The organism is Kribbella pratensis, assembly GCF_004366075.1.
Taxonomy (GTDB): Bacteria; Actinomycetota; Actinomycetes; order Propionibacteriales; family Kribbellaceae; genus Kribbella; species Kribbella pratensis.
Genome location: NZ_SODU01000004.1, coordinates 550,032 through 563,638, shown reverse-complemented (window position 1 = coordinate 563,638; position 13,607 = coordinate 550,032). Strand labels below are relative to the sequence as shown.

At 68.8% G+C, this 13,607-nt stretch carries 12 protein-coding genes; 10 read left to right on the top strand and 2 right to left on the bottom strand.

All coding sequences use genetic code 11. From position 1 onward, the window contains the following. Positions 1-70: 70 nt before the first annotated feature. Positions 71-475: an anthrone oxygenase family protein gene (locus tag EV137_RS35020; RefSeq protein ID WP_202871281.1), complete on the top strand. Its 405-nt coding sequence runs from the start codon at positions 71-73 to the stop codon at positions 473-475. On the opposite strand, the gene EV137_RS35015 is transcribed toward EV137_RS35020, so the two are convergent. Both EV137_RS35015 and nuoH read right to left on the bottom strand, forming a co-directional pair. Then, positions 447-1,175 carry a TetR/AcrR family transcriptional regulator gene (locus EV137_RS35015; RefSeq protein ID WP_134013139.1) on the bottom strand — a complete coding sequence of 243 codons (729 nt, stop codon included), beginning with the start codon at positions 1,173-1,175 and terminating at the stop codon, positions 447-449. The two genes, EV137_RS35020 and EV137_RS35015, sit on opposite strands and share 29 nt — an antisense overlap. Next, a complete protein-coding gene (gene nuoH, locus EV137_RS35010; protein ID WP_238175765.1) occupies positions 1,168-2,424 on the bottom strand; it encodes an NADH-quinone oxidoreductase subunit NuoH in 1,257 nt (418 codons plus the stop codon). Before nuoH ends, EV137_RS35015 begins: the two co-directional genes overlap by 8 nt. Positions 2,425-2,633: 209 nt before the next feature. On the opposite strand from nuoH, the gene EV137_RS35005 reads away from it, so the two are divergent. The 9 genes from EV137_RS35005 (at position 2,634) to EV137_RS34965 (ending at position 13,606) form a co-directional block, all read left to right on the top strand. Continuing rightward, complete coding sequence (locus EV137_RS35005) at positions 2,634-3,161, top strand: hypothetical protein (protein WP_134132388.1); 528 nt, start codon at positions 2,634-2,636, stop codon at positions 3,159-3,161. Between the two features lie 114 nt (positions 3,162-3,275). Then, positions 3,276-4,118, top strand: a complete 843-nt coding sequence (qcrC, locus tag EV137_RS35000; RefSeq protein ID WP_134132386.1) for a cytochrome bc1 complex diheme cytochrome c subunit — start codon at positions 3,276-3,278, stop codon at positions 4,116-4,118. A 112-nt stretch (positions 4,119-4,230) separates the two neighbouring features. Further along, the gene (locus EV137_RS34995; RefSeq protein WP_134013147.1) at positions 4,231-6,888 is read left to right on the top strand and encodes a helix-turn-helix transcriptional regulator; all 2,658 of its coding nucleotides are present in this window, start codon (positions 4,231-4,233) and stop codon (positions 6,886-6,888) included. A 136-nt stretch (positions 6,889-7,024) separates the two neighbouring features. Continuing rightward, positions 7,025-7,498, top strand: a complete 474-nt coding sequence (locus EV137_RS34990) for a hypothetical protein (RefSeq protein ID WP_134013149.1) — start codon at positions 7,025-7,027, stop codon at positions 7,496-7,498. After that, positions 7,483-7,992, top strand: coding sequence for an RDD family protein (locus EV137_RS34985; RefSeq protein ID WP_134013151.1), 510 nt, complete (start codon positions 7,483-7,485; stop codon positions 7,990-7,992). The genes EV137_RS34990 and EV137_RS34985 overlap by 16 nt, the downstream gene beginning before the upstream one ends. A gap of 83 nt (positions 7,993-8,075) precedes the next feature. Beyond that, positions 8,076-8,558, top strand: a complete 483-nt coding sequence (locus EV137_RS34980) for a DUF1269 domain-containing protein (protein ID WP_134013153.1) — start codon at positions 8,076-8,078, stop codon at positions 8,556-8,558. A gap of 69 nt (positions 8,559-8,627) precedes the next feature. Further along, the gene (locus tag EV137_RS34975) at positions 8,628-10,139 is read left to right on the top strand and encodes a leucyl aminopeptidase family protein (protein ID WP_202871280.1); all 1,512 of its coding nucleotides are present in this window, start codon (positions 8,628-8,630) and stop codon (positions 10,137-10,139) included. Then, on the top strand, positions 10,136-11,800 hold the full coding sequence (locus EV137_RS34970) for an AbgT family transporter (RefSeq protein WP_134013155.1): 1,665 nt from the start codon (positions 10,136-10,138) through the stop codon (positions 11,798-11,800). The genes EV137_RS34975 and EV137_RS34970 overlap by 4 nt, the downstream gene beginning before the upstream one ends. A gap of 9 nt (positions 11,801-11,809) precedes the next feature. After that, positions 11,810-13,606, top strand: coding sequence for an SLC13 family permease (locus EV137_RS34965; protein ID WP_134132385.1), 1,797 nt, complete (start codon positions 11,810-11,812; stop codon positions 13,604-13,606). Position 13,607 lies beyond the last annotated feature (1 nt).

Here is a 13,607-nt window from a genome sequence, read left to right as displayed (position 1 = left end):
GATGCGGACAGGAGCGGTTACCAGGATCGCTCGGGTCGCAAGCCGGATGTGCTGCGGAATCCTTGTCGGGGTGGCAGCCACGGTGCTCGTGCTCGAGCTTGCGCTTCGGTCGCTCGACGGGCCGCAGTACGTCGCTGTGCGCCAGGCGGAGTACGAGTACTTCACCTGGTTCATCGGCGCGATCTTCGCGGCAACGCTGATCGCCGTTGTGACGCTCGTCGTTCAGGCGTACAAGACGGACAGGGCGCTGCTGCGGCCGACGCTCATCGCTCTGGTCCTGATCCTGGTCGCGGTCGTCGTCACAGTGGTGGTCAACGGTCCGATCAACCTGGAACAGCAGGGATGGACAGCACAGGATCCACCGGCGGACTGGGCGAGCCTACGCGATCGGTGGCAGATCGCACACGCCGTACGAACGGTCGCGCTGTGCGCGGCACTGGGATATCTCACCGTCCGGCCGCGCCGGCGGAGGTAGGGCCGGCGTGCGACTGCTCGATGCTGTCGAGGATCCATGACAGGCCTGCTTCGAAGCTGTCCGGCTGCGTGGCGAAGCCGTGGCGCAGGAGTGGCGCGATGTGGGGGTGGTCGCCGCTGTCGGCGCGTTCGGTGAGGTAGCTGTTGACGGTCGCCGTCCATTCGCCGGCGGCGCGTGCGTCCGACGGTACGGCGCGTCGCTGCGCCACGACCCGGATGACGTAGCCGACCGTGTAGTCGTTGACGGCTGTCACGATGGTCCATGCGGCTTCGGTGGAAACGGACAGTGGCGCGACGGCCCGCATCCATTCGTCGAGGACCCGGAGCGTGTTCGGTCCCAGCTGGATGCGATCGGTCATCAACTCGATGGTCCACGGGTGCGCCAGTCCTTGGTCTCTGGTGCGCCGCGCGATGGCCTCGAGCGCGGTTCGCCAGTGCTGCGGGAGCTGGTCACCGAGAACGTTCTGCCCGGCGATCTGGTCGAACATCAGGTCGAGCAGGTCGTCCTTGCTCGACACGTGTCCGTACAGGCTCATCGGCCGTACGTCGAGCCACGACGCGACGCTCCGGATCGAGACGGCGTCCAGCCCGTCGCGGTCGGCGAGCGCGATCGCGGCGTAGACGATCGACTCGCGGCTCAGTGTCCTGCGACGAGGCTCGCGGTCGTTGCGGGCCCAGACCGGGCCCTTCGCCTCAGCCATCGGTGCGACGTGGTGGGGGCACGGGGTAGCCGCCGGCGAAGGCGTCGAACGTGGCTGCCTCCTGCTGCGTGGCGGCGTCGGACTGCTTCTTCTCGGCCACGAACGACAGCGTAACGATCGCGACCAGGCAGAGCCCGAGCGCCCCGAACAGCCATTGCCGGTCGATGCCGCCGTTGAGCTCGACCGCGCGGATCGTGGCGACCACCAGGATCCACAGCAACGCCGACGGCATCAGCCGCTTCCAGCCGAAGTGCATGAACTGGTCGTAGCGCAGTCGCGGCAGCGTCCCGCGCAGCCAGACGAAGACGAAGATGAAGAACATCACCTTGCCCATGAACCACAGGACGGGCCAGAAGCCGTCGTTTGCACCGTCCCAGATCACGTTGATCGGCCAGGGGGCATGCCAGCCGCCGAGGAACAGCGTGGTCGCCAAAGCCGACACGGTGGCCATGTTCACGTACTCGGCGAGGAAGAACAGCATGAACTTCGCCGAGGAGTACTCGGTGTGGAACCCGCCGACCAGCTCACCCTCGGCCTCGGGCAGGTCGAACGGTGCCCGGTTGGTCTCGCCGATCATCGAGATGAGGTAGATGACGAACGACGGTGCGAGGATCACGCCGTACCAGATCTTGTCCTGCGCCTCGACGATCTGCGACGTCGACATCGAACCTGCGTACAGGAAGACCGCGACGAACGAGAGGCCCATCGAGACCTCGTAGGAGATCATCTGGGCGCTCGACCGCAGACCGCCGAGCAGCGAGTACGTCGACCCGGACGACCAGCCGCCCAGCACGACGCCGTAGATGCCGACCGAGGCCATCGAGAGCACGAAGATCACCGCGACCGGCAGGTCGGTCAGCTGCAGCGGCGTGACGGTGTCGCTCCACGGCAGCTTCACCGTCGGCCCGAACGGGATCACCGACCAGGTGACGAACGCGGGAACGGCCACGATCGCCGGCGCGCACACGAAGACCAGCTTGTCGGCCGTCTTCGGGATGAGGTCCTCCTTCAGGATCAGCTTCATGCCGTCGGCCAGCGACTGCAGCAGGCCGAACGGACCGTTGACCTTGGGGCCGATCCGTTGCTGCATCCGGGCGACCAGGCGGCGCTCGGCCCAGATGTTGAAGAGCGTCAACAGCATCAGGATCACGAAGATCACCGCTGCCTTCAGCAGCACCAGCCACCAGGTGTCGTGCCCGAACTGCTGCAGCCCGGCGGTGCCCGGGCCCGCCACCTCCACGCCGCTCAAACCGATACACGGTATCGCCATAAGTCTCCCCGCCAAGTGAGCAGGTATCCGTTAATAGATACGGTGTATCAGTAAGCCAGCGGCTCTGGCAAGCGGGCCTTCCGCCGCACAACCTGCTCAGGCGGCGGTCAGACCTGTTGTTTCGCGGGGATTTGCTGCACGGTCTAGGGAAGGGGAAGTCGTAGCCGCAGGCGTCGGGAGTGCTTCTGATGGACAGAGGATTGCTGAATTCGTTGAGTGAGGCCGAGCGGCTGCTCGTGGCCGAGACCGAGCGGGACGTGTTGAAGGGCCTCGACGAGGACGAGTTGCTGGAGTTGCATCAGCGGGTGCGGCGGGCTCGGACGAAGTATGTGAAGAACTACCGGCGGGCGGCCGGCGCGGCTGTGGCGGAGGTGGGTGGCCGGGGCGTGTCGTATCCGAGGAACCAGCGGGATCGTGACAAGGCAGAGCTGTTCGAGTCCGTGCTGGCGCGGGTGAGCCGGCAGGTCGCAACCGCGGCCAGCCGCGCGTCGTCGGAGCTGCGCAGCGAGCGGATCGAAGCGGCGCGATCGGCGCGGGCGCGAGTCGAGGTGGCGCCGGGGCCGGACGCCGGACGGGCAGCGTCGAGCCGCGATGCGGCGGCCGCGCCCGCAGTCAGCAGGCGTCCTCGCGCGACCAAGACCACGGGCGGGCTGAAGAAGGACGCATCCACCCGGGCCGCCGGCGCCCGCCGCCAGGCCAAACGCGACACCCGCTGACCAGTACCTGCTGACCGGTACCGCGGTGCGCCGGATCGCCCGATTCGGGTGATGCCGGCGCGCGCCGGGTCGTGTCTGCTGGTCAGCGGCAGCCCCGGCCCGGGAGGTGTGGAGATGCGCGGTGTCCCGCGACTGGTGCGGCGTGGCGGGTTCGCCAAGGCCCTGGTCGTCGGCGCAGCGCTCGTGATCGTCGGATCGGCGTACCGCGCCCTGATGCCGAACGGGGCCCAGGGCGCGGACGGTCCGCAGTCTCAGCAGATCGACGAAGGACGACGGCTGTTCGCGGTCGGGTGCTCGAGCTGCCACGGGTTGCATGCCGAGGGTGGGACCAACGGCGAAGGTCGCGTCACCGGCCCGTCCCTGATCGGTGTCGGGGCGGCCGCGGTCGACTTCCAGGTGAGCACGGGACGGATGCCGGCCGCACAGACCGGCGCCCAGGTGCCGCGGAAGCCTCCGGTGTACACCACCGACGAGATCGCGGCGCTGGCGGCGTACATCGCCTCCCTCGCACCAGGACCCGCGGTACCCGCGCAGGAGGCGTACGACGTCAGCAACGCGACGCAGGCCGAGATCGTTCGGGGCGGCGAACTGTTCCGGACGAACTGCACGGCCTGTCACAACTTCGCCGGTCGCGGTGGCGCACTGCCGAACGGCGGCTATGCGCCGTCGCTGATGCAGACCACGCCCAGAAACATGTACCAGGCGATGCTGACCGGACCGCAGCAGATGCCGGTCTTCTCGGACCAGGTGCTCCGCCCGGAGGACAAGCGCGCGATCATCGCCTACCTGGTTGCTCTGCAACAGTCCGACGACCCTGGTGGCTTCCCGCTCGGCAGGCTCGGGCCTGTGTCCGAAGGCCTCTGGGGCTGGCTCGTCGGAATCGGCCTCCTGGTCGTTGTCGCGGTATGGATCGGCGCGAAAGTGCCGCGCATCGGCCGTAACCGAACGAAGGTTTGAAGCGCGGGTGAGGCTGCCCAATCTGGCGTGAACCGGTTAGTCTCGATTCTTTGGGGACGAATCAGCGGGAGTGTGTGGAGACCAGGACACGTCGGCCAGGGGAGGGGCGACGATGGGGAGCAGCAGCCCGACGCCCGAGCAGGAGCACGACGACTTCCGGGTTGCGGCCAGCGGCGGAATTCCGTGGCCGCCGCTGACGCTCGTGACCCGCGAGCGCTTGCATTCCGCTCTCGACCTCGGCGTACGGGCACCGCTGACGATGCTGGTCGCTCCGGCCGGTACCGGTAAGACGGTGCTGCTGTCGGACTGGGTGGCTCGGCGACGACGATCCGGCGAGCCCGTGATGTGGGTGTCGGGGCAGTCGCCCGGCGCGTTGACCGAATCCCTTCAGCACGTCATCGGTGGTGACGTGCCGAGCCTGCCGGATCCGATCGTCGTCGACGACGCTCATCTGCTGCCGGCGGCGATGGTGGCCGATGTCCTGCAGGTACTGCGGAAGTCGCCGCACGCCGTCCGGCTCGTCCTCGCCACGCGGTACGACCTTCCGCTGCCGGTGTCCGAGCTCGAGCTGCGGGGGATGGCACTGACATTGCGGTCGCGGGATCTGCGCTTCACCGACGCCGAGGCCACCGCGCTGGTGCAGGCCCACGCCAGCGAGGCCACCGGGGAAGACATCGAGTTGTTCCAGACCCACACCGCGGGCTGGGCGGCCGCGCTGGTTCTCGCGGCGCGGGCGTTCGCCGCATCCGGGGTCGCCGTGTGGCCGCCCGCGAATCAGCGACCGGTTCTCGATCTCCTCCTCGGCGAGAGCCTCAGCACCCTCGGCGACCGGGTGCAGGCGATGCTGCTGAGCACCTTCGGGCCCGGCTCTGTGACCGGGCCGCAGGCCGTGATGCTCAGCGGTGACCCGGATGCCGGCGCGATGCTCGCGGAGCTCGCCGGCAACGGGCTGCTGGTGACGGCGTACGTCGCCGATCCCGGCGGCGAGCCGCTGTACCGGTACCACCCGCTGCTCGTCGAGTTGCTCCGGCGGCGGGCCGCGGCCAGCGCGGACGACGCGCGGCTCGTTGTCGCCGCACAGCGGCGGTCGGCGCTGTACTACGAGAATCGCGGTGACGGCGCCACCGCGCTGCGGAGCGCACTGGGCGCCGCGGATCCGGAGTTCGTCGCCCGGATCGTGCTCGGACACGGGCCGGAGATCCTCGCCGCGGGGGAGCTCGACCTCGTCACGGCCGGCTTCGACGCTCTCCCCGACGGATATCTGGCCGACCACCCACACCTGATCGGTGTCCGCGGTCTGCTCCGGCGCGTCTCCGGGGATGTCGCCGGTGCGGTCATGGACACCGCGTCGGCCGACGATCTTGCCGGTGCGATGAATCCGGTGACACCGGACGACGATGCGCTCGCTGCGGACGCCGTACTGCTGCGACTGTGGGAATCGCGGTACGGCTGGTACGACGTGCATGCCGCGATCGACCGGGCCCGGAACCTGCTGGCACCGGATTCGGCCGACGGCGACAGCCGGCACACCGTGCTGGCGCCGGAGCGGCTGGCGTGGTTGCTCATCGAGCTCGCTGCCGCGGAGACCTGGGCGGATGATCTCGACGCCGCGCTCGCCCATCTGGACGAGGCGCTCGTCACGGCCCGCATGGCCGGCCATCCGGGCCTGGTCGCGGGCGGGCTGGCGCATCGGGCGATCGTGCAGCACGTGCGGGGCCAGATGCAGAACGCGGCTCAATCGGCGCAGGCTGCTCTCGACGTCGTCGACGACCGGCTACCGCAGGTCTATGCCGTGCGAGCCCAGCTCGTACTCGGGTTCGCAGCTCTCAACCAGCTCGACCTCGCCCGTGCGTGGTCCTGGTACGAGCGTGTGGTCGAGACCGACCTGGCCGACTCCGACACCGTGGTCACGGCGTTGCGTTCGATGCTGCGGTCGGTGCTCCTGATCGAGGCCGGCCGTCTCGACGACGCGTCCACCGAGCTCACCAGGGATCCTGCGGCAGCTGGACCGCTGCCGTCGTTCCTGTCGCGCGATCTCGCGCTGTTGCGTTTTCGGCTGGCGATTCTGATCGGCGACCAGGCCGGCGTCGACCTGCAGGTCCGGGAGCTCGACCGGAGCGGGAACGCCACCGAGGCCGAGCTGATCCGGGCCTTGCTGTCGCTGGGCCAGGGCGATCCGCGAGCCACCGTGAGGCTGATCGATCGGGTCCTCGAGGGGCTGAACCCGCATCCTCCGGTCGCGGCCGCGGCGGCGTCGTTCCGAACGGTCCTGCTGGGTCGCCTGGGCGATCGGCCGGCCGCGGAGGCCTCCCTGGTCGACACCTTGAACCGGGTGACTCCGCAGCGAAATCTGCATGCGCTTGTCCCGGCCGGGGCCGAACCGGTGTTCCTCGATCTGTTGCGCAGTCATCTCGCCGGACCGAACCCACAACCTTTCGCCGCCGCAGCGCTCGAGCAACTCTCGGCGTACCTGGCGGCCGGGAGTGACATCGCTCAGCGGACATTGCTGGCTCGGACCAGGCCGGATGCGCACATGTCGCCGCCGCGTCGTCTCGACGCGACGGTCAACGGTGCACGGATCCGGTTGACGGCGCGCGAGGCGGACGTGCTCGATCAGCTCGCGCTCGGCAACTCGTACAGCGAGATCGCCCAGGCCTTGTACATCACCGAGAACACCGTCAAGACCCACCTGATGGCGCTCTACCGCAAACTCGGCGTGGAGAAGCGATCCGCAGCCCTCCGAGTCGCCCGCGACGTCGGCCTGGTCTAATCCCCCGGATCAGGTGAGGGGCTCACCCGGGGCGGGTGATCCACCGCGGGTGAGGCGCGAACGAAGGTGGTCGGCAGGCGCGCCGGACGGTGGGGGACAGGATGCATCACGGTAGCTCTGGGACCGGAACGGCCCGATGAACCGCCCGACCGCGGTGCTGGGGCGGCTCGCCGGCAAGGTCACGGGCCGGGTCGTCGAGACCGTCCAACCGGACCTGATCCTGTCCCACATCGACGTCGACGCCTTGGTGGACCGCATCGACGTCAACCGCGTCCTCGACCGGGTGGACCTCGACCGGCTGCTCGACCGCATCGAGATCGACCGGCTGGTCGACCGTGTGGATCTCGAACGGTTGCTGGAGCGCGTCGACCTGGACGCGTTGGCGGAGCGCATCGACGTCGAGCGGCTGGTACGGCGCTCCGGCCTGCCCGGGATCGTGGTCGAGAGTCAGGCGCGGCTGGCCGGATCGGTGCTCGACGTTGTCCGCCGGCAGTTGGCCGGGCTCGACGCCGTAATGGACATGCTCGTCGTGCGGCTGCTCCGACGTGGCCCGCAGCCGATCGCGCCACGGCTGCTCGCAGACCCGGAGCAGGCATGGAACGACGCCTGACGGTCACCGGTCACTACGCAGGCGCCGTGAGCAGAGCCGTGGCGACCGTGCTCGACGTTCTCGTCGTCGTCTCGTCGTTCACGATCGGCCTGGCCGGACTCGACCTGCTCACCACCGCCTTCTGGGGCCTGTCCGTACGGCGGCCGCCGTCGACGATCGGGCTCGGAGTCCTCGCGTTCTGTTACGCGTTCGGCTTTCTCGCGATCGTGGCCCGGACCCCGGGGCAGAGCCTCGTCGGACTGCGCGTCGTGCGATCCGACGGCGCCACGCTCCGACCCGGCCAGGCCTTGCTCCGGGTGCTGGCGTTCCCGGTCAGCGTGCTGCCGGCGGGGCTGGGTTTCCTGCCGATCCTGTTCCACCGCGAACATCGCGCCCTGCACGACCTGATCGCGGGCACCGCGGTCGTCTACGACTGGGGCGACCGCCCCGCACAGCTCCCTGCGCCGTTGTCCGGCTTCCTGGCCCGCGCCGCTCGCCCGGCGGACTCACCCTAATCGGAGGAGGACGACCGTACCGCCGGTTGATGGGATAGGCGTCCGGCGCGGAAAGTCGTGGCGCCCTCAGGGAGGAGTCCGGCATGACCCATCTGGTGGTACTCGGCCTCGACAGTCGCGAGGACGCCGAGCGTGTCATCCAGCTGACCGAGGAGCTGGCCAAGCAGGAGCTGTTGCAGCGAGAAGACGCAGCGATCGCCTACAAGGATGCCAAGGGCAAGGTGCGCATCCAGCAGACGATGAACCTGACCGGAGCCGGAGCGACCAGTGGTGCGCTCTGGGGCACCCTGATCGGACTCATCTTCCTCAATCCCCTCGCGGGGTTCGCCGTCGGCGCCGCCAGCGGTGCGCTGGCCGGCAAGCTCACGGATGTCGGCATCAACGACCAGCTGATCAAGGATGTCGGCCGGCAATTGCAGGAGGACCACGCCGCCGTGTTCCTGCTGGCCCGCTCGGCGACCGTGGACCGGGTCGTCGACGCGCTCAAACCGTTCGGACCGACGGTCATCCAGACGAATCTGACGAAGGAGCGCGAGGACGAGCTCGTCCAAGCCCTGCAGAGCTGACCCAGCGGTCGAAGGCGACCGTTCCAGCGCGACCGCGGTACAGCGGAGGCTCCGGCCCGAGGAGATCTCGTGAACACAATCCCAGGCGACTTCGACCCGATTCCCTCGACGCGGCACCGCCCCTCGGTCGGCGTCGGAACGCTGAAGCAGGCAATGGAAGAGGCGGATGCGCTCGCGGTCCCGGTGTCGGCCGGCGCGGAGCCGGCCGAGGAGCTTGGAACCGACGCGGCCGGTCTGGCGTCGGCAGGCTTCACCGCGCAACGCGGCCAAACGCTCGTCCGGCCCACTACGGACGGCCCGGTCCGGGTCGCCGTGGGCACTGGTACGCCGGATCAGCTCGACACCACGCTCGTCCGTGACCTGGCCGCCGAATTCGCCCGGGCCGTCCCATGGCACCGCCGGCTCGCGATCGAGGTTCCATCCCGGGACGTCGGGATCTCCGTCTCGGACTATGCGCAGGCCGCGACCGAGGGAGTGCTGCTGGCACGCTGGCGGTACTTCGTCGGCCGGGACGCCGATCGCCCGCTGCTCGAGTCCTTGCTGGTGGTGGCCTCCGACGAGCAGGCCGACGAGGTCGCCGTGGGGGTCCAGCGCGGCCGCGTCATCGCGGAGGCGTACTGCCTCGGCCGCGATCTGTCGAACTGCCCGGCCAGCACGCTGTCGGCCGTCCGGATGGCCGAGGTCGCCCTCGAGGTAGGTCCGCCGGCCGGGCTGGAGGTGGAGGTTTTCGACAAGGACCAGTTGATCGAGCTGGGCTGCGGCGGACTCCTCGGAGTCAACCGCGGCAGCGTCGAACCGCCGCGGATGGTCAGGCTCCGCTACCAGCCGGAGGAGCCCACCGGGCGGATCGCCCTGATCGGCAAGGGCATCATGTACGACTCCGGCGGTATCAGCCTGAAGCCGAGCGACGAGTCGCACGCCCAGATGAAGAACGACATGACCGGCGCCGCGACGGTCCTCGCGTCGATGACAGCGCTGCGTGCTCTGGGCTGTACGGCGGCGGTCACCGGCTACCTGATGTGCACCGACAACATGCCGTCCGGGTCGGCGCTGAAGCTCGGCGACGTGCTCAGGATGCGCAACGGTACGACGGTCGAGGTACTGAACACCGACGCGGAAGGGCGCCTCGTGATGGCCGACGCCCTGGCGCTGGCGACCGAGGAGCCGGTCGACGCCATCGTCGACATCGCCACGCTGACCGGTGCCTGCCTGCGGACGTTCGGCGTCGAGATCGCCGGTGTGATGGGCAACGACCGAGGCGTGGTGGAGCAGTTGCGGCGTGCCGGTGACGCCGTCGACGAACCGGTCTGGGAGCTTCCCCTGCACCGTTCGTACCGCTCCCAGCTCGACTCACCGATCGCCGACCTGACGAACATGGGCGGCGTCAACGCCGGCTCCATCACCGCGGCGCTGTTCCTCGAGGAGTTCGTGGACGGCCGTCCGTGGGCGCACGTCGACATCGCCGGTACGGCGCAACTCCCACAGCCCCGGACGTGGCGGAACCAGGGCGCGACCGGGTCCGGCACGAAGCTGCTGATCGAGTTCGCCCTCGCCTTCAACCGTCCGGCGTCGTTGCCATGAACGCGAAGGCGGCCGCGGAGAAGCACGCGAAACCGAGCGCGATGCAGCGGGTCCTCGACGGAATCGAGCGCGCCGGGAACAAGGTTCCGCACCCGGCGTTGATCTTCCTCGCGCTGATCTTCATCGTCATCGTGCTGTCCCAGATCTTGTCCTGGGCCGGGACCAGCGTGACCACCGAGGTCGCCGAACCGGCGACGGTCCAGGTCGCACCCGAGTACCCGCAGGGGAGCAGTGTCCCGGGCAACGATGCCCCTCCGGCGCCCGCCGTACCGGACTTCAAGATCCACCACGAGACCATCACGGCAGAGAGTCTGCTGACCGGTGACGGGATCCGGTTCATCTTCACCACCGCCGTCCAGAACTTCAACGACTTCGGTGTGGTCGCCGTCATCCTGGTCGCGATGATCGGCGTCGGGGTCGCGGAGGAGGCCGGCTTGATCGCCGCCCTGATCCGCAAGATGGTGAAGGTTGCTCCCAAGGGCCTGATCACCTTCATCATCGTTCTGCTGGGCGGTATCTCCAGTGTCGCCTCCGATGCCGGCTACCTGGTCCTGATCCCGTTGGGCGCGGCCGCGTTCGCCTCCCTCGGCCGGCATCCGCTGGCCGGCATCGCAGCGGCGTACGCCGGGGTGAGCGCGGCGTTCTTCGTCAACATCCTGATCACGCCGGCGGACGGCATCATCACCGAGGTGACCAACGAGACGGTGGCGCTGGTCGCGCCCGACGTCCACCTGAACGTCACCCACAACTTCTTCTTCAGCATCGCCGCCACGCTGTTCTGCGCACTGGTGATGACCGTGATCACCGAGCGGTTGCTGGAGCCCAGGCTCGGCAAGTACGACCCGGCCGAGGCGCCGTCCGACGCACCGGTCGATCACCAGCCGAGCGAGGAGGAGATGGCGCTGGAGTCGCGCGGGCTGCGGTGGTCGGTGTACTACCTGCTCGGAGCCGTCGCCGTCGTGTCGGCGCTGACGTTCATTCCCGGCGCGCCGCTGCGCAACCCCGACACCGGTGAGATCTTCGGGTCGTCGCCGTTCATGAGCAGCCTGCTCTTCATCATCTCGATGCTGTTCCTCGCGGCCGGTCTCGGGTACGGCCGCGGCGCGAAGTCACTGACCGGCAGCACGAACGTCATCAACGCGATCGTGAAGACCTTCAACGGCCTCGGCGGACTGATCTTCCTGATGCTGCTGATCGCCCAGTTCATTGCCTACTTCAACTACACGAACATCTCGACACTGGCGGCGACCGGGCTGGCCGACCTGCTGGAGCGGGCCGACATCGGCGCCCTGCCGTTGCTGATCGGTTTCATCCTGCTCGTCTTCGTCATCGACCTGATCATGCCGGGCGTGATCCCGAAGTGGGCGATCCTGGCGCCGATCTTCGTGCCGCTGTTCTACCGTCTCGGCATCGCGCCGCAGACCGTGATCGCGGCGTACCGCGTCGGCGACGGGCCGGCCAACGTGATCACCCCGCTGATGGTCTACCTGCCGTTCATCGTGCTCGTGTGCCAGCGGTACCGGAAGAAGGCGGGGATCGGCACCGTGGTGTCGATGATGCTGCCCTACACCGGCATCGTTCTGGTGACGTGGACGCTGTTCTACGTCGCGTGGTACGCCATCGGGATTCCCTGGGGTCCGGACGCCCCGGTGCACCGTTAGGCAGCGGTCATGGACGACGGAACGCTGAGCCTGATCATCCTCGGGCTCACCGTCGCCGTGTTCGTGTGGAACCGGCTGCCCGTCGAGGTGGTCGCAGTACTCACGGCGCTGGCGTTGTGGGCGACCGGTGTGCTCGGGTTCACCGAGGTACTCGCGGGATTCGGCGACCCGGTGGTGATCTTCATCGCGACGCTGTTCGTGGTGAGCGAAGGCATCGACTCGACCGGCGTCACCGCCTGGGCCGGGCAGACGATCGTGAGGTACGCCGGGACCACGCGGACCCGGTTGTTGATCGCCGTGACCGCTCTGTGCGCGGTGCTGTCGGCCCTGATCACCCTCAACGGTGCGGTCGCCGCGCTGCTGCCACTCGTGGTCATGCTCGCGATCCGGATCGGCCAGCCGCCGTCGCGGATGCTGATGCCGCTGACGTTCGCAGGGAGCGCGGGCGCACTCCTGATGCTGACCGGCACGCCCGTCAACATCATCGTGTCGGAGGCGGCCGCCGATGCCGGCGAGGGCGCGTTCCCGTTCTTCTCGTTCGCGGTGGTCGGAGTGCCGCTGGTGGTCGGGACGATAGCCATCTCGGTCCTGCTCGGTCCCCGTCTGCTGCCGGCGGCACGACCCGCCCATCCGACGGTGGACCTCGCCCTGCACGCGGAGACACTCGATCTTCACTACGCCCGGGCTGACGGCTTCTACCGGCTCCGTGTCCGCGAACTGTCGCCGTTCCTCGGCCGCGGCGTGCGCGATCTCGACCTGACGCCGTACCCCGGGGTCGCGATTGTCGGCGTCCAGAACGGAGAGGGTCAGTACCGCGTCGACGCTGCGCTCGCGGTCGACGACGTGCTGGTCGTGGCCGGCCCGAAGGACCAGGTCAGCCACCTGACCGTCGACTCGCGGCTCGCAGTCAGCATGGCGCCGGCACCGCTCGACGAGCTGATGAATCGCGAGGCAGGGGTGGTCGAGGCGGTGATCCCACCGAGGTCGTCATTGGTCGGTGAGACGGTCTTTCCCGGGATGCACCGCGGACCGGACCTGGTCATCGTCGCAGTGCAGCGGATGGGCAAGGACCGCGGCAACAAGCCGACCCAGCTGGCTCCGGGAGACGCGCTGCTGGTGCACGGTGCGTGGTCTGCGCTGGACGAGCTCACCCGCGACCGGGACGTGCTGCTGGTGGACTCGCCCGAACTCGTCCGGCGCCAGGCCGTGCCGTGGGGTGCGAAGGCGTCGGTGGCTGTCGCGATCCTGGCCGCGATGGTGGTGCTGCTCGCGACGGGCCTCGTGCCGCCGGCGATGGCCGGTCTGCTTGCCGCTACGGCGATGGTGCTGGCCAGGGTCGTCCGTCCGGCCCAGGCCTATCGCGCGATCTCGTGGCAGATCGTCGTACTGATCGGGGCCCTGATCCCGTTGTCGGCGGCGATCCAGTCCAGCGGCGGCGCCGACCGGATCGCCGACCTGGTCATTGACGTGGTCGGTCCCGGTCGTCCGTATCTCTTGCTGCTCGCGCTCTTCGTCCTGACCGCCGTGCTCGGCCAGGTGGTCAGCAACACGGCGACAGTGCTGATCGTCGCGCCGATCGCGGTGGCGGCGGCCCATGGCACCGGTACGTCGGTCAAGCCGGTGCTGATGCTGATCGCGGTCGCGGGTGCGGCCTCGCTGCTGACGCCGATCTCGACGCCGGCGAACATGATGATCATGAGCCCGGCGGGCTATCGCTTCTCCGACTACTGGAAGCTGGGACTGCCGATCATGGCCTGGTGGTTGCTCACGGCAATCATCTTGATCCCGTCGGTCTGGTCGTTCTGAC

Coding starts and splice junctions, on each gene's coding strand:
- EV137_RS35015 (WP_134013139.1), bottom strand. CDS start 1,175: ATGGCTGAGGCGAAGGGCCCGGTCTGGGCCCGCAACGACCGCGAGCCT.
- EV137_RS35005 (WP_134132388.1), top strand. CDS start 2,634: ATGGACAGAGGATTGCTGAATTCGTTGAGTGAGGCCGAGCGGCTGCTC.
- qcrC (WP_134132386.1), top strand. CDS start 3,276: ATGCGCGGTGTCCCGCGACTGGTGCGGCGTGGCGGGTTCGCCAAGGCC.
- EV137_RS34995 (WP_134013147.1), top strand. CDS start 4,231: ATGGGGAGCAGCAGCCCGACGCCCGAGCAGGAGCACGACGACTTCCGG.
- EV137_RS34990 (WP_134013149.1), top strand. CDS start 7,025: ATGAACCGCCCGACCGCGGTGCTGGGGCGGCTCGCCGGCAAGGTCACG.
- EV137_RS34985 (WP_134013151.1), top strand. CDS start 7,483: ATGGAACGACGCCTGACGGTCACCGGTCACTACGCAGGCGCCGTGAGC.
- EV137_RS34980 (WP_134013153.1), top strand. CDS start 8,076: ATGACCCATCTGGTGGTACTCGGCCTCGACAGTCGCGAGGACGCCGAG.
- EV137_RS34970 (WP_134013155.1), top strand. CDS start 10,136: ATGAACGCGAAGGCGGCCGCGGAGAAGCACGCGAAACCGAGCGCGATG.
- EV137_RS34965 (WP_134132385.1), top strand. CDS start 11,810: ATGGACGACGGAACGCTGAGCCTGATCATCCTCGGGCTCACCGTCGCC.